Origin of the sequence: Nocardiopsis sediminis, assembly GCF_042650565.1 — a bacterium.
GTDB lineage: Bacteria > Actinomycetota > Actinomycetes > Streptosporangiales > Streptosporangiaceae > Nocardiopsis_B > Nocardiopsis_B sediminis.
The window spans coordinates 432,593-447,305 of record NZ_JBHSBH010000007.1; the positions used below are offsets into that span (position 1 = coordinate 432,593).

Annotated in this window: 15 protein-coding genes; 9 read left to right on the forward strand and 6 right to left on the reverse strand. The window is 73.6% G+C overall.

All coding sequences use genetic code 11. The annotated features are described in order from the left end of the window. The first annotated feature begins 27 nt into the window (after nt 1-27). A complete protein-coding gene (locus tag ACFOVU_RS11005) occupies nt 28-567 on the forward strand; it encodes a hypothetical protein (RefSeq protein WP_378532496.1) in 540 nt (179 codons plus the stop codon). Beyond that, nucleotides 564-1,154 (forward strand): OmpA family protein, encoded by a 591-nt coding sequence (locus ACFOVU_RS11010; RefSeq protein WP_378532498.1) that lies wholly within the window; start codon nt 564-566, stop codon nt 1,152-1,154. The genes ACFOVU_RS11005 and ACFOVU_RS11010 overlap by 4 nt, the downstream gene beginning before the upstream one ends. A gap of 82 nt (nt 1,155-1,236) precedes the next feature. Here ACFOVU_RS11010 and ACFOVU_RS11015 read toward each other — a convergent pair whose 3' ends face one another. Then, nucleotides 1,237-1,794, reverse strand: a complete 558-nt coding sequence (locus ACFOVU_RS11015) for a flavin reductase family protein (RefSeq protein ID WP_378532500.1) — start codon at nt 1,792-1,794, stop codon at nt 1,237-1,239. A gap of 242 nt (nt 1,795-2,036) precedes the next feature. Between ACFOVU_RS11015 and ACFOVU_RS11020 the strand changes: the two genes are divergently transcribed. Beyond that, a complete protein-coding gene (locus ACFOVU_RS11020) occupies nt 2,037-2,753 on the forward strand; it encodes a cell wall anchor protein (protein ID WP_378532502.1) in 717 nt (238 codons plus the stop codon). A gap of 85 nt (nt 2,754-2,838) precedes the next feature. Here the strand turns inward: ACFOVU_RS11020 and ACFOVU_RS11025 are convergent, their stop codons facing one another. After that, nucleotides 2,839-3,843, reverse strand: coding sequence for a chitinase (locus tag ACFOVU_RS11025; protein ID WP_378532503.1), 1,005 nt, complete (start codon nt 3,841-3,843; stop codon nt 2,839-2,841). 317 nt (nt 3,844-4,160) lie between these two features. Between ACFOVU_RS11025 and ACFOVU_RS11030 the strand changes: the two genes are divergently transcribed. The 4 genes from ACFOVU_RS11030 to ACFOVU_RS11045 all read left to right on the forward strand — a co-directional run bounded on the left by ACFOVU_RS11030 (nt 4,161) and on the right by ACFOVU_RS11045 (nt 9,272). Continuing rightward, entirely contained in the window at nt 4,161-5,384 is a 1,224-nt protein-coding gene (locus ACFOVU_RS11030) for an RNA-guided endonuclease InsQ/TnpB family protein (protein ID WP_378532505.1), read from the forward strand. A 126-nt stretch (nt 5,385-5,510) separates the two neighbouring features. After that, nucleotides 5,511-6,278, forward strand: coding sequence for a hypothetical protein (locus tag ACFOVU_RS11035; protein ID WP_378532507.1), 768 nt, complete (start codon nt 5,511-5,513; stop codon nt 6,276-6,278). 103 nt (nt 6,279-6,381) lie between these two features. Then, nucleotides 6,382-7,869 (forward strand): TldD/PmbA family protein, encoded by a 1,488-nt coding sequence (locus tag ACFOVU_RS11040; protein ID WP_378532509.1) that lies wholly within the window; start codon nt 6,382-6,384, stop codon nt 7,867-7,869. Then, nucleotides 7,866-9,272 (forward strand): metallopeptidase TldD-related protein, encoded by a 1,407-nt coding sequence (locus tag ACFOVU_RS11045; RefSeq protein ID WP_378532511.1) that lies wholly within the window; start codon nt 7,866-7,868, stop codon nt 9,270-9,272. Before ACFOVU_RS11040 ends, ACFOVU_RS11045 begins: the two co-directional genes overlap by 4 nt. A 67-nt stretch (nt 9,273-9,339) precedes the next feature. Here the strand turns inward: ACFOVU_RS11045 and ACFOVU_RS11050 are convergent, their stop codons facing one another. Then, a complete protein-coding gene (locus ACFOVU_RS11050; protein WP_378532513.1) occupies nt 9,340-9,552 on the reverse strand; it encodes a dodecin in 213 nt (70 codons plus the stop codon). Between the two features lie 448 nt (nt 9,553-10,000). On the opposite strand from ACFOVU_RS11050, the gene ACFOVU_RS11055 reads away from it, so the two are divergent. Next, the gene (locus ACFOVU_RS11055; RefSeq protein ID WP_378532515.1) at nt 10,001-10,234 is read left to right on the forward strand and encodes a hypothetical protein; all 234 of its coding nucleotides are present in this window, start codon (nt 10,001-10,003) and stop codon (nt 10,232-10,234) included. Between the two features lie 45 nt (nt 10,235-10,279). Here the strand turns inward: ACFOVU_RS11055 and mobA are convergent, their stop codons facing one another. Beyond that, entirely contained in the window at nt 10,280-10,855 is a 576-nt protein-coding gene (gene mobA, locus ACFOVU_RS11060; RefSeq protein WP_378532517.1) for a molybdenum cofactor guanylyltransferase, read from the reverse strand. 19 nt (nt 10,856-10,874) lie between these two features. Continuing rightward, nucleotides 10,875-11,870 (reverse strand): helix-turn-helix transcriptional regulator, encoded by a 996-nt coding sequence (locus tag ACFOVU_RS11065; protein ID WP_378532519.1) that lies wholly within the window; start codon nt 11,868-11,870, stop codon nt 10,875-10,877. 167 nt (nt 11,871-12,037) lie between these two features. Between ACFOVU_RS11065 and ACFOVU_RS11070 the strand changes: the two genes are divergently transcribed. Continuing rightward, a complete protein-coding gene (locus tag ACFOVU_RS11070; protein WP_378532521.1) occupies nt 12,038-13,417 on the forward strand; it encodes an FAD-binding oxidoreductase in 1,380 nt (459 codons plus the stop codon). Here the strand turns inward: ACFOVU_RS11070 and ACFOVU_RS11075 are convergent. Next, nucleotides 13,407-14,594: an RtcB family protein gene (locus tag ACFOVU_RS11075; protein ID WP_378532523.1), complete on the reverse strand. Its 1,188-nt coding sequence runs from the start codon at nt 14,592-14,594 to the stop codon at nt 13,407-13,409. The two genes, ACFOVU_RS11070 and ACFOVU_RS11075, sit on opposite strands and share 11 nt — an antisense overlap. Nucleotides 14,595-14,713: the final 119 nt, after the last annotated feature.

A 14,713-nucleotide genomic window follows, 5' to 3' on the forward strand; every position in this document is an offset into this window, starting at 1 on the left:
CCACCCGATACCCCCTGCCGAGGAGCCATGTACCTGCGATCCCCCCTGAAGGCGGCGGCGCCCGCGCTCGCCTTGGTCCTCCTGCTGGCCGGCTGCTCGGGCGGCGGAGACGGCGGCAACGGCGGCGGCGACGAGGACGGCGCCTCCCCCGGGACCTCCGCCGAGACCACCGACGTCGTCGCCGAGACGACCTGGCCCTACCAGCGACGCGGCGGCGAGGCCGAGGCGGAGATCCACGCCCTCCAGGTGCGCGGCAGGCTCATGCAGCTCACCATCACCGTCACGGCCGGCGACTTCGGCGACGAAGCGACCCAGAGCCTCTACGACCTCTGGGGCACCTTCGGGGCGGTCCCCTACCTGGTCGACAACGCCAACCTCACCCGGCACAACGTGGTCTACGACTCCGGCACCACGCTCCAGGGCCCCAATGTCGTCGACACCAGGCTCACGCCCGGCGAGCCCCGCGACCTCAGCTACACCTTCGCGGCGCCGCCCGAGGACGTCGAGACCATGGACCTCTACATCGGCGAGCTCCCGCCCATCACCGACGTCCCGGTGCAGCGGTGAACGGCAGCGGGCGCCGCGCGCTCGCGCTGGCCGGGCTGCTCGCCCTGTCGCCGGCCCTCCTGGGCGCGGGCGAGGGCCAGCAGGACCAGCAGCCGCAGGGCGAGGTCTCCACCACCGAGCGCGCCGAATCCATCGTGGACCTCGACGTCGACGGCGCCACCACGACCCTCGACCTCGAAGGGTCGATGGAGCCGCTGGAGCAGGACAAGACCGAGGGGACGACCACCACGGTGACCGTCGCCACCGATGTGCTCTTCGAGTTCGACTCCGCCGACCTCAGCGGCGACGCGCAGGGGAACCTGGACGACATCGCCGGGCGGCTCGAGGGGGTCTCGGGCACCGTCGAGGTGATCGGGCACTCCGACGGCCTCGGGGAGGACGACTACAACCAGGAGCTGTCCGAGCAGCGCGCCGAGGCGGTGCGCGGCGCGCTGGAGGAGATCCTCGGCGGCGACGCCCCCGAATTCGAGGCCAGCGGGCGCGGATCGGACGAGCCCGTCGCCGAGGAGACCGACAGCGAAGGCAACGACCTGCCGTCGGGCCGCGCCGAGAACCGCCGGGTGGAGATCGTCTACGAAGAGGGGTAGCCGCGGCCCGGCCGGTACCCGCCCGGAGGGCACGTCACGGCCCGGGCCCTCCTGCGGCTCCCCCCGCGCCCCGCGTTTCCCGTCACGGCGCGAAGCGCCCGTAGCCCCCGCGGTGGTACAGCAGCGGGCGCGCGCCGTCGGCGGCGGTCTCGGCGGCGGCCACCCGGCCGACCACCAGCCAGTGGTCGCCCACGGCCATCAGGTCGTGGCGCAGGCACAGGATGTGCCCCGACGCGCCCTCGATCAGCGGTAGCCCCTCGGGGCCGCGCCGCCACCGCGTGGGCGCGGCGAACCGGTCGGCGCCCCGGGTGGCGAACCGCGCGGCGATGTCGCGCTGGTCCTCGGCGAGGATGTTGACCGCGAAGGCGGCGGAGTCGCGGATGCCGGGCCAGGTGCCCGATCCGGAGTCGATGTAGAACGACACCAGCGGGGGATCCAGGCTGACGCTGGTGAAGGAGGTCGCGGTCACCCCGGCCGGGCCCGACGGCGCGGCGGCGGTCACCACCACGACACCCGCGGCGTGCCCGCCCAGCGCTCGCCGGAACCGGTCGGCCCCGACCCCGGCGTCGCGCGGCAGCCGCTCCGAAGCGCCCTCCGCTGGATCGGCCGCGCCCTCCGTGGTCGTCGCAGATGTCCGCACGCACGCCTCCATTCGCCCCTGAGGACCGTCCGCCGCCGGCCGGTCCCGGCGGCGGTCTCCGTCAGGGACAGCCGGTGCCGTGCGGACGCTATTCCCCGCCGCGGACGGGCGCGCCCGTCCCTGCGGCGCGATGCTCGTCACAGCATGGCCGGGTCCGGCCACCCGTCATCACGCCCGTTGCCGCTCCCGTCGCCGTGTGTGACCGTTGCGGTGGCGCGCCGCAGCGCCGGAGGAGGCAGCCCTTGAGCGCCGGCCAGATGTGGGTCCTCATCGGGCTGGGCGTCTTCCATGGTGCAAACCCGGGGATGGGATGGCTGCTGGCGGTCGCCCGCGGGCTCCAGGGCGGCGGGCGCGGCGCACTGCTGCGCTGCTTGCCCGTTCTGGCGGCCGGGCACGCCGCGTCGGTGGCGGCCGTCGCGGTGACCGTCACCGCGACCGGGTCCCTGGTGGCCTCGCGCTGGTTCCCTGCCGCCGGAGGGGCGTGCGTGGCCGCAGCGGGCGCGGCCCTCCTGCTGTCGCGCCACCGCCCCCGGCCGCCCGACGCCGGGATGCCGCTGTGGCGCCTGGGCGCGTGGTCGTTCGTCATGGCGTCGCTGCACGGGGCCGGGCTGATGCTGCTGCCGGTGCTGGCGGGCGACCTGTCCGCGCCGCACGGCGTGGCCGCCGGCGGATCGGGGCACGCACACGGCCCGCCCGCGCCGCCATCGGAGACCGCCCCTCCCCCGGAGACAGCGGCGGCCGGCTTCTCCGGGCCCGCCGACATCACCCTGCTCGGCGTGGCCGCCGCCGGCGTGCACACCGCGGCGATGTTCGCCGCCGCGGGGGTCCTCGCGCTGCTCGCCTACGACTTCCTCGGCGTGCACGCGCTGCGCCGGGGCTGGGTCGGGCTGGACCGCGTCTGGCCGCTCGCCCTCATCGCGGGCGGCCTGTTCACTGTCTGGGCGGCGATGACGGCCTGACCGGCCGGCGGGATACCCGGCCATGAGCGCGCCTGTGGGGCGCCGTCGACGGCGCCCCACAGGACGGGCGGGATGCAGCGCCCGCTCAGCCGGCGAACCCGGCGGTGATGGAGGTGAACTCCCACTCCTGCTGGTCGATACCGCCGCAGGAGTCGGTGGGGGTGGCGCAGGGGCGGTCGCGGTTGACCGACCAGAAGGTGAACCGCGACATGCCGTTGGCCTGCGCGAAGTCGCGCATCTGGGTGAAGGCCTCGGCGGTGACGGTCTCCTGCTGGTCGGTGATGCCGTTCATGCTGCTGATGCCCTGCATGGCGTAGGCCTCCTCGGCGGAGATCCCGTAGGCCGTGGAGATGACCTGGTTGAGCCCCTCCGACGCCTGCTGGGTGGCCCCGGCCATGTCGGAGCCGCCGCCGAAGTTGAACGGCATGATGGTCCAGTTGTCCACGCCCGCGTCGGTCTCGGCGGCGCGCGTGATCAGCCGCTCGCCCCAGGAGTTGGGCCCCTCGACCGTGGTGCCCAGGGTCATGGCCACGTGCAGGTCGGGCTTGGCGTCCTTGAGGATGCGGACCGCGCCCAGGACGCGGTCCTGGGTGACCTCGTTCTCGATCTCGGTGGACTCGATGTCGATGTCGATGGCCGCCAGGTCGTAGGCGTCGACCACCTCCTGGTAGGCCGCGGCCAGCGACTCGGAGTCCTGGCAGGCCTCGCCGAGCTTGTTGCCGCTCCAGCCGCCGATGGAGGGGATCACGTCGCCGCCGGCGGCGCGGATCGCGGCGATGTTGTCGGCGTCGGCGCCGTCGAGGGGCCGGGTGCCGTCCCAGGCGGGCGAGCACCCGCCGTCGGAGAGGATGAAGGACAGGGTGAACCACTGCACCCCGGTCTGCTGCATGAGCTGGGCGGCGTCGGGCGGGTTGCCCCAGCCGTAGTAGAGGTAGGGCGCGGCCCCCATGGCGGCGGGGTCGGCGGTGCTGTTGTTGGCGACGATCGGGGCGGGCTCCTCGGCCTCGGCCGAGAGGGCGCCCGGGGCGGCCCAGAGCCCTGCGGGCAGCAGGGCGGCGGCGGCCAGCGCGGTGATCGTGCGAATTCTCATCGGTGGGTCTCCACGTTCGTGAGCGGGATGGAGAGCAAGGGGACAGGTGCACCTTTGAGTGAGCGGCCGCGGCGAAACCGGATCCGGGTTAATTGGAAACAATGTTTCGCATTGGCGTGGTGGTGACGGTAGCCCCCGACCGGCCCCGGGGTCAACCCGTTGTCACCGAATAGGCCGGAGGATGCCCGGCCTTCAGGTCAGGGAGGAATCCGGCTTCCCGCCCGCCGGAACCGGCGCAGGCGCGCACCCGGTGGTAGGTGGTCTTGAACAGGCGTAAAGCCCTGCGGGCCCTGGGGTCTGTGGGGCATCATGGCGCCGTGACGACACCAGTGGCGAACGAGGATGCCGGGTACGCCCGGTACACCTTCCGGCTGCGTGTGTCGTCGACCGCCCGTACCGCCCTTCTGGGCGAGTGGGCGCGGTGCCGGTGGATCTGGAATGAGTGCGTGGCGAAGTCCAAGCAGGTCCACGCACACAACACCGCCAACCCCGATGACAAGCTGACGTGTGGCCCGGCCCAACTCGACCGGATGCTGACCGTGGCCCGCGCGCATTCCGCGTGGCTACGCGACGGCTCCTCCGTGCCGCAGCAGCAGGTCATCCGGGACTTTGCGAAGTCCCGCGCCAAGGCCCAGAAGGACATCAAGAACCGGCTTTCGGTGCGGCAGCGGGCCGGGATGCCGAGGTGGAAGAAGAAGCGCACGGCCCGGCCGAGCCTGAACTACACCAAGCGCGGCTTCCGACTCAGGGACGGTCGCCTGCACCTCGCCGGCCGGATCGCGCTGACCGTGGTGTGGTCGCGCGACCTGCCCGCCGATCCCTCCTCAGTACGCGTGTACCGCGACAGCCTCGGCCACTGGTACGCCTCGTTCGTCGCACCCGCCCAGGACGCCCCCCTGCCCCCGACCGGGCGGGTGGTCGGCGTCGGCTGGGGCGTCACCGAGACTGCGACCACCACCTCCGGTGCCCACGATCTCCCCCATCCCCGGCACGGAAAACTAGCGCAGGCGAAGCTGAGCCGGTACGACCGGATGATGGCCCGGCGCGAGCCGCCGAAGGGGCAGGCCGGTTCGAACGGTTACCAGAAGGCCAAGCGGCTGCGGGCCAAACAGTATAAGAAGGTCGCCCGGCAGCGTGAGGACACCGCCCGCAGGTGGGCCAAGCGCGTGGTCCGCGACCACGACGCCATTGCCGTGGAGGACTTCAAACCTAAGTTCCTCGCGAAGACCACCATGGCCGCCAAGGCCGCGGATGCCGCCATCGGCGCCGCCAAACGGGCCCTGATCGACATGGCCCGCAAACACGGACGCGACGTCCGTCTGGTACACCCCGCATACACCACGATGGACTGCGCGCAGTGCGGAGCGAGAGCCAAGCACGCACTGCCGCTGGGTGAGCGCATCTACACCTGCACCCGCTGCGGAGCCGCGTCCCCACGGGACAAGAACTCCGCCCGCGTGATGCTCGTCAGGGCTGGTCTGTACCCTGCCGGTGCTGAGGGCGTGAGACCTTCCGGACCGCCGGTCCAGAGGGCGGCCTGAGCCGGAAATCCCCGCTCAACCCTGAAGGAGGGCGTTCCCTCCCTTCAGGGAGGGGAGCAGTCAACGGGTTTCCGCTCCGGGTGAGCGGGCCGGGGCACCCGGGCGGTGCGGCTAGAGTCCGGACCTATGAGCGCGAGAACCGGTCGTACACGCGGGTTGCTGGTGACGCTGGCGGTCCTGGCCGTCCTCGCCGCAGGGGCCTACCTGGCGATCCCCCGGGTCCTGGACCGGGTGGGCATGAACCTCGACGCCACGGCGCTGCCGTGGGGGCCGCCGTGCTCCGTGCAGACCGGCACCGGCGACGACGGCGCATCGGTGGGGCTGTCCATTGCGGACGCACAGCGGGCGACGACGGCCGTCGCCCTCGAAGCCCTCGGCGGCGAGGCCCCCGACACCACCGGGATCGACCCGGCCGTCCTGGACCGGCTGCGCGAAGGGCCGCCCGGCGACGCCGGCCCCAGCCTCACCTGCCGCGCCGCCGCCACCGACGGCCTCGACGCCGAAGAGCTCACCCCCTCGGGCCTGACCCCGCGCGCCGAGACCGTGCGCACCGCCATGGCCGAGGTCTTCGGCGAGCAGAGCCTCGGCGGGTTCGAGCCCGGCGGCGTCGACGCGGGCCACGGCACCGACTCCGCGCACTACGACGGCCGCGCGATCGACGTCTTCTACCGCCCCGTCACCGAGGAGAACCGCCGCGAGGGCTGGCTCCTGGCCCACTGGCTGGTCGCCCACGCCGAAGAGCTCGCCATCGCCAACGTCATCTTCGACGACCGCATCTGGAACATGCGCGGCTCCGCCGGCGGCTGGTGGCCCTACCAGTCGCCCGACCCCGACAACGAGATCCTGCGCCACCTGGACCACGTCCACGTCGACGTCCAGCGCGGCGGCGCCTGACCCCGGCCGGGTGCGGCGCCCCTGAGGCCGGCGGCCCCGGCGCCCCTCCCGGCGTCCGCCGCGTCGCCCACCTCCCGCGACGGAACGGCTAGGTTGGGGAACCGTGCCTGATATCGATGCTGATTTCCTCGCCCTGCCGCTGCGCGGGCTGGCCGACGCCGCGCTGCAACGCGCCCGCGACCTCGGCGCCGAGCACGCCGACTTCCGGCTGGAACGCGTCCGCGGCCAGCGCCTGTCCCTCGTCGACGGCTCCGTCGAGTCCGCCTCCGACACCGACACCCTCGGGTTCGCGGTGCGGGTGGTCCACAACGGCGTCTGGGGGTTCGCCGCCGGGACCGACCTCACCCCCGATGCCGCCGCCGAGGTCGCCGGCCGGGCGGTGGACGTCGCGACCGTGGCCGCGGCCGTCACCACCGAGCGCGTCGAGCTCGCCCCCGAGCCGGCCCACCCCGACCGCACCTGGGTGTCGGCCTACGAGGTGGACCCCTTCGAGGTCACCGACCGCGAGAAGACCGCGCAGCTGGCCGGCTGGTCCCGGCGCATGCTGGAGGACTCCCGGGTCGACCACGTCGACGCCACCCTGTGGCTGGCCAAGGAGCAGAAGTTCTACGCCGACACCGCCGGGACGACCACCACCCAGCAGCGGGTGCGCATCGCCCCGTCCGTCGAGGTCATGGCCACCCGCGACGGCCGCCTCGACAGCATGCGCACCCTCACGCCCCCGGCCGGGCGCGGATGGGAGCACATGCAGGTCCTCGAACCCGAGCTCGACGACCTGCCGGCGCTGCTCGCCGAGAAGCTGGCCGCGCCCAGCGTCGAGCCGGGCCGCTACGACCTCGTGATCGACCCGTCCAACCTGTGGCTGTCCATCCACGAGTCGATCGGCCACGCCACCGAACTCGACCGCGTCCTGGGCTACGAGGCCGCCTACGCCGGCACCTCCTTCGCCACCACCGACGGTCTCGGGTCGCTCCAATACGGCTCGCCCATCATGAACGTCACCGGCGACCGCACGGTCGAGAACGGGCTCGCCACCATCGGCTTCGACGACGAAGGCGTGGCGACGTCCTCCTTCGACATCGTCCGCGACGGCGTGCTCGTGGGCTACCAGCGCGACCGCCGCATCTCGCAGCTCCAGGGCCACGGCCCCTCCAACGGGTGCGCCTTCGCCGACTCGCCGGCGACCATGCCGATCCAGCGCATGGCCAACGTGTCGCTGGCCCCCGACCCCGACGGCCCCTCCACCGAGGAGCTGATCTCCCGGGTCGAGAACGGGATCCACATCGTCGGCGACCGCAGCTGGTCGATCGACATGCAGCGCTACAACTTCCAGTTCACCGGGCAGCGCTTCTATCGGATCCAGGACGGGCGCATCACCGGGATGCTGCGCGACGTCGCCTACCAGGCCACCACCACCGACTTCTGGCGGTCGATGGCGGCGGTGGGCGGCCCGCAGACCTACGTGCTCGGCGGCACGTTCATGTGCGGCAAGGGCCAGCCCGGCCAGGTGGCGGCGGTCAGCCACGGCTGCCCCAGCGCGCTGTTCACCGGCGTGCGGATCCTCAACACGGTTCAGGAGGCCGGAAAATGAGCCAGTCGTCCCCTCAGGCGGTCGTCGAGCGGGCGCTGGAGCTGTCGCGCGCCGACGCCTGCATGGTGCTGGTGGAGGAGACGAGCTCGGCCAACCTGCGCTGGGCCGGCAACTCCCTGACCACCAACGGGGTCACCCGCGGCCGCACCGTCACGGTGATCGCGATCACCGGCCAGGGCGACGCGGTCTCCGTCGGCGTCCGGGCGCGCAGCGGGCTGCGCGACGACGAGCTCCCCGATCTGGTGGCCGCCGCCGAGGCGGCCAGTGCCGAGGCCGCGCCCATGGCCGACGCCCGCCCGCTCGCCGGGCCGGCCGAGGCCGGCACGGGCGGCGACTGGGACGCCCCGGCCGCCGCCACCGACATCGCGGTGTTCGCCGGCTTCGCCCCGGGCCTGGGCCGGGCCTTCTCGGCGTCGGCCGCAGCGGGCCGCACCCTCTACGGCTACGCCGAGCACGACGTCACCTCCACGTTCTTCGGCAGCTCCACGGGCGTGCGGCTGCGCCACGACCAGCCCACGGGCACCGTCGAGCTGAACGCGAAGTCCCCGGTGTCGGACAACGGCGGCCATTCGGCGTGGGTCGGCCGGGCCACCCGGGACTTCACCGACATCGACGTGGGGGCGCTCCAGGCCGAGCTGGACCGGCGGATGGGGTGGGCCGCGCGCCGGGTGGACCTGCCCGCGGGGCGCTACGAGACACTCCTGCCGCCGACCGCGGTCGCCGACATGCTCGTCAACATGTACTGGAACATGGGCGCCGACGACGCCGCCGAGGGCCGCACGGTCTTTTCCGGGGCCGGCGGCGGCACCCGGCTGGGCGAGCGGCTGGCGGGGCTGCCGCTGACCCTCTACAGCGACCCGGGCGAACCGGGACTGGAGTGCGAGCCGTTCGTGCTCACCGACGGCCCGGGGCGCGACGTCACCGCCTTCGACAACGGCCTGCCCCTGCGGCGCACCGAATGGCTGTCCGGCGGCGAGCTGGCGGCCCTGGCGCAGACCCGCGCCTCGGCGGAGCGGACCGGGCTGCCCGTGACCGGGCGGATCTCCAACCTGGTCCTGGAGCAGAGCGGGGCGAGTGCCACGCTGGACGACATGGTGGCGCGCACCGAGCGCGGGCTGCTGGTGACCTGCCTGTGGTACATCCGGCAGGTGGACCCGCAGTCGCTGCTGCTGACGGGCCTGACGCGCGACGGCGTGTACCTCGTGGAGGACGGCCGCATCACCGGGGCGGTGAACAACTTCCGGTTCAACGAGTCGCCGGTGTCGCTGCTGGAGCGCGCCACCGAGGCGGGGGCCGCCGTCCCGGCGCTCTCGCGCGAGCTGGGCGACTACTTCCCGCGGACCGCCATGGCGCCGCTGCGCATCCCGGACTTCAACATGTCCACGGTCAGCCAGGCCTCCTGACACGCGCCGTGCGGGGACCGGTCCGCGGACCGGTCCCCGCACCGATGGGGCTGGAGTGGCGCATGGGTCACGGCTCCTCCAACCGGAACCCGACTTTGAGGCCGACCTGGAAGTGGGCTATCCCACCCTTGTCCAGTTGGCCGCGGACCTCGGTGACCTCGAACCAGTCGAGGCCGCGCAGGGTGGCCGAGGCCCGTTCGATGCCGTTGCGGACGGCCTGCTCGATGCCGTCGGGCGACGAGCCGACGATCTCGGTGACGCGGTAGGTGTGTTCGGGCATGGTGCGATCCCCCTTCCCGGGTATGTGCGGGGCCACTTCCCGCGCCGGGGCGCACCAACCGCCGCAGGGCCCGCGTCGGGCGGTGAGAGGGGGCGTGCGGCGGTCCGGCGCTTTGCGGGTGCGTGGGACGATACGGGTGGGAGAAGAGGCGGGCAGCGCCGGTTTTCTGGGATTTCAGGACCATTGACCCCGCTTACGTGCCCACTCTCCCGAGATCGCGTCGTAACAGACTCTTGACGTACCCGGGGGAGGGTCGGTGTACATTGGGATTCAGCGCTTCGGTCCCCCGTCGAAGCGCTGGGCCGGTGTTTCGAGCCCCCGTCGAAACACCGTGCGCGACGCCGGGTGGTTTGCCCCCGTAGCCACCCGGCGTCGCTTTTTTCTCAGCCCCCCACCGCCCGCGGTCTCCCAGGGTGGCGGGCGCGCCCGGCGATCTCGAAGGCGATCATTGCGAAACACCGAATCCGGGGCACAATCCGGCGGCGAATCCGTTCACTGCTCCCGCAAGGGCTGCCGGGCACCCGCGAAATGGGTGCTCGTTTGGAACAACCCCAAGATCCATACGCCCGATCGCCGCAAGACGTGGGTCGCGTGTGATGACCACCGCGGTTATCTCACCCAATTCCTGGACGCCCGGGGTTTTCTCCGCGAGACCGTGCCGTTCGCGGAATTCGACGGCTGAGCAAATCGATTTCCCTCTCCCCGGGCGGTTCGGCGCCGCCTCCGCTCACCCGCCGGCCCGCCATTGCGCCTGCCGGGCCCGGTCGAGGTCATCGGGGGTATCGCAGTCGAAGACCGAGGGGTCGCCCGCAGCGGCCGGGACCCGTACCGGGTCCAGCGGGCCCAGCAGCCCCCGCAGCGACGCCCCGGAGTACACCGCCAGCGCCGCGCGGACCGCCTCAGTGTCCCACACGCCCAGCAGCCACTGCTCGCGGCCGCCGGCGTCGACCAGGACGGCCCCGGCCCGGCCCTGGGCCGCTGCGCGCAGCCGCTCCGGCAGCGCGCCGTCCAGAAACGGCAGGTCGCCGGCGAGCAGCGCGAACCACGGGGTGCGGACCTCGGCGAGCCCCGCCCGCAGCGCCGGCACCGGCCCGCCCCCGGGCGGGTCCTCGCGCACGTAGCGCGCCCGCGGCCGGTCGCGCTCCGGACCCACCACGATGGTCCGCCCGCCCGCCCAAACCGCGGCCGCCACCCGCTCCAGCAGCGTCGCCCCGCCGACCTCCAGCCCGGGCTTGTCCACGCCGCCCATGCGCCGCGCCGCCCCGCCGGCCAGGATCACCGCATCCAGCACCTGCTGCTCCATCGCCGCCTCCCGTTCCCCCTCAGGATGGCACCCCCTGCGGCCCCTCCCCCGCCCCGGCCGCCCCGTAGGCGGCCAGCGTCTCCCGGGCCACGCGCAGCAGCTCGGCACGGGCCTCAAGCGGGTCGAGGATCCACAGATCGGTGCCGAACTGGAGGAGGTGGCGGACCGCGGCCGGTTCGGGGTAGACGAGCTCGGCCTGCGCCCATTCCCCGCCCTCTGAGACCGGCCCGGACACGAACGGGCCGGCGACGCGCAGGAACAGGTCCAGCCGGGCGCGCCGCACCCGCACCCGGATCCGCGTCGGCGCCGGCCCCGGCCGGTTCTCGACCTGCTCCCGCAGCAGGGCCCATACGTCGGCGAGTTCGACGCCGTCGCGGCGCACCGCCGGGGTGCCGGTGGTGGTGGCCGCCGCCACCCGGTCGGCGCGGAACAGCCGCGGCCTGCCGCGGTGGTCGGCCACCAGGTACCAGACGCCGGCCTTGGCCACCAGGCCGTAGGGGTCGACGGTGTAGGCGCGCTCCCGGTCGGCCCCGCTGTGGCGGTAGCGGATGCGCAGCCGGCGGTCGCTCAGGACCGCGGTGTAGAGGGCGTCGACGTCGACGTCGGGCATCGGCGGGGCCATCCAGCGGCCGGGGTCCACCAGGATGCGCCGGCTGGTCAGCTCCGCGGCCGGCCGGTGGGCCTCGGGCAGCGCCGCCATGACCTTGCGCAGCGCCGACCCGAAGGCGCCGTCGAGCCCCAGGGCGGCGTGGGTGCCCTGCGCGGCCAGGACGAACAGCGCCCGCGCCTCGTCGGTGGTCAGCCCGGTGACATCGGTGCGGAAGCCGGGCACCAGGGCGATACCGCCGTGCCGCCCGCGCTCGGTGTAGACCGGCACGCCCGCGGCCGACAGCGATTCGACGTCGCGGTGGATGGTCCGGACCGACACCTCCAGGCGCTCGGCCAGCTCGGCCGCCCGGACGCGCCCGCGCGTCTGGAGCAGCAGCAGGATCGACAGCAACCGGTCGGATTTCACCCGTCCATGATCGCTCGAAAACATGACGGCCGGTGTCCTGTTTTCGCGGAAACGTGCAGCCCACGGCGCGACCGGGCCTCGCCCGCAGCACCAACCCGGCATCCCACGTTGGGGCTGCGGGGGCCAGTGCGCCGTCCCTGTACGAGCAGTCGAGCGAAGGACCGTATATGAGCGACGACCACCCGGCCCCCGTGCCCGGCCACGCGCTGCGCCCGGAGGACGACGGATACGACGACGCGTGCTCGGGGTACCAGATCGCATTCCGGCACCGGCCGGAGCTGGCCGTGGCGGCCACCGGCCCCGAGGACATGCGCGCGGCGGTGGAATACGCCACCGCCAACGGGCTCCCCGTCGGCGTCCAGGCCACCGGGCACGGCTCCCCCGGCCCCCTGGAGGGCGGCGTGCTCATCTCCACGCGCCGGATGGACGGCGTGCGGATCGACCCCGGCGCCCGCTCCGCGTGGGTGGCGGCGGGGGCCCGATGGCAGCAGGTCATCGACGCCGCGGCGGCGCACGGGCTGGCCCCGCTGAGCGGGTCGTTCCCGCACGTGGGGGCGGTCGGCTACACCCTGGGCGGCGGGATGGGGCTCTTGGGCCGCCGCTACGGCTACGCCGCCGACCACGTCCGGCGCATCGACATCGTGACCGCCGACGCCCGGCTGCGCAGCGTCACCGCCCACAGCGACCCCGATCTGTTCTGGGCGCTGCGCGGCGGCGGGCGCGGCTTCGGGGTGGTCACCGGCATGGAGATCGGCCTGGTCCCCCTCACCCGGATCTACGGCGGCGCCCTGAGCTTCACCGGCGACGTCATGGACGACGCCCTGGAGGCCTACGCCGCGTGGACGGCCACCGTCCCCGACGAGCTGACATCGTCGCTGAGCATGGTGGCGCTGCCGGACCTGCCCGTGGTCCCGCCCCCGATGCGGGGCCGCCACGTGGCCACCGTCGCCGTCTCCTACATCGGCGACGCCGGCGAGGGCGAGCGCCTCGTCGCCCCGCTGCGCGCCGCGGGCCCCCGCCTCAGGGACACCCTGCGGGACATGCCGTTCACCGAATCGGGCGACATCCACGCCGAACCCGAGCAGCCGCACGCCTACGCCGGCGACAACGCCCTGCTCGACGGCGTGGACGGGGCGGAGCTGAGCGCCATCCGCCGCCTGTCCGGGCCCGAGGCGCCGCTCATGTGCGTGGTGGGGCTGCGCCACCTCGGCGGCGCCTTCGCCCGCCCGCCGGAGGCCGCCAACGCGGTGCCGCACCGGTCCGCACAATTCGGCCTGGGGGTCCTCTCCCCCGTCGACGGGGCGGACCCGGCAACCGTCCGCGGCCTGCACGGCCGCGTGCTCGCGACCGTGGCCGGCCGGACCGTGGGCCGGTCGGTGAACTTCGCCTTCGGCGCGGGCCGGGCCGCCGACCCCACCGGCCTCCACCCGGCCGGCGACCTGTCCCGCCTCACCGGGCTCCGGGAGCGCCTGGACCCCCGCGGCGTCTTCGCCCACGCCCGGCCGGGCACGCGGCCCGGGCCGGGCGGAGCGGGGGTCAGCCCTTGACGCAGACCACCTGGCGCAGGTGCGCGACGACCTCGACGAGGTCGGTCTGGGCCTCGATCACCTCGGAGAGGTCCTTGTAGGCCGCCGGGATCTCGTCGAGCACCCCGGTGTCCTTGCGGCACTCCACGCCCCTGGTCTGCTCGATCAGGTCGGCCTCGGTGAAGGTCTTCTTGGCCTTGTTCCGGCTCATCCGCCGTCCCGCGCCGTGCGAGGCGGAGTTGAACGAGGCCGGGTTGCCCAGCCCGCGCACGATGTAGGTGCCCGTGGCCATGGACCCCGGGATGATCCCGAGGTCGCCGGTGCCGGCGCGGATGGCCCCCTTGCGGGTGACCAGGACGTCGACGCCGTCGTAGGTCTCCTCGGCCACGTAGTTGTGGTGGCAGGAGATGAACTCCTTGACCAGCATCTGCGGGAACGTCCGCCGCAGCGCACCGCAGGCCAGGCCCATCATGATGTCGCGGTTGCGGCGGGCGTAGTCCTGCGCCCAGAACAGGTCGCGCCGGTAGGCGTCCATCTCCGGGGTGCCGGTGACGAACACGGCGAGGTCGGGGTCGGGCAGGTCCTTGTTGTGCGGGAGCCGGCGGGCCTGCTCGATGTGGTGCTCGGCGAGCTCCTTGCCGATGTTGCGCGACCCGGAGTGCAGCACGATCCACACCGCGCCGGCGTCGTCGAGGCAGACCTCCAGGAAGTGGTTGCCGCCTCCCAGGGTGCCGATCTGGTTGGCCGCCCGCTGGCGCCGGTGGTGGACGGGCCGGGCGAGGTCGTCGAACCCGGCCCAGAACCGGTCCCAGTCGGCGGTCTTGAGCCCGTGGACGCGCCGCGGGTCGACCGGCGTCTTGTGGGCGTGCCAGCCCACGGGGACCGCGTCCTCCAGGTCCGCCCGGACGGGGCCCAGGTCGTCGGGCAGGTCCTCGGCGGTGAGCGAGGTGCGCACCGCGGTCATCCCGCAGCCGATGTCCACGCCCACGGCGGCCGGGGAGACGGCGTCGCGCATGGCGATCACCGATCCCACGGTGGCGCCCTTGCCGTAGTGGACGTCGGGCATCACCGCCAGGCCGTGCACCCACGGCAGCCGCGTGACGTTGCGCAGCTGGTCCATGGCCGCCTGCTCGACGCTTTCGGGGTCGGCCCACATGCGGATGGGGACGCGCGCCCCTGGGGTCTCCGTGTACGGCATCAGGGCTACCTCCCTTTCCAGTGGGGTGGGACGGACGTGCGCGACGGCCCTGGCGATCGCGCCCCCTTATGAGGCCAGAACCCGCACCCCCGTGGCAACACCTTTTCGGCGCGTGTCGG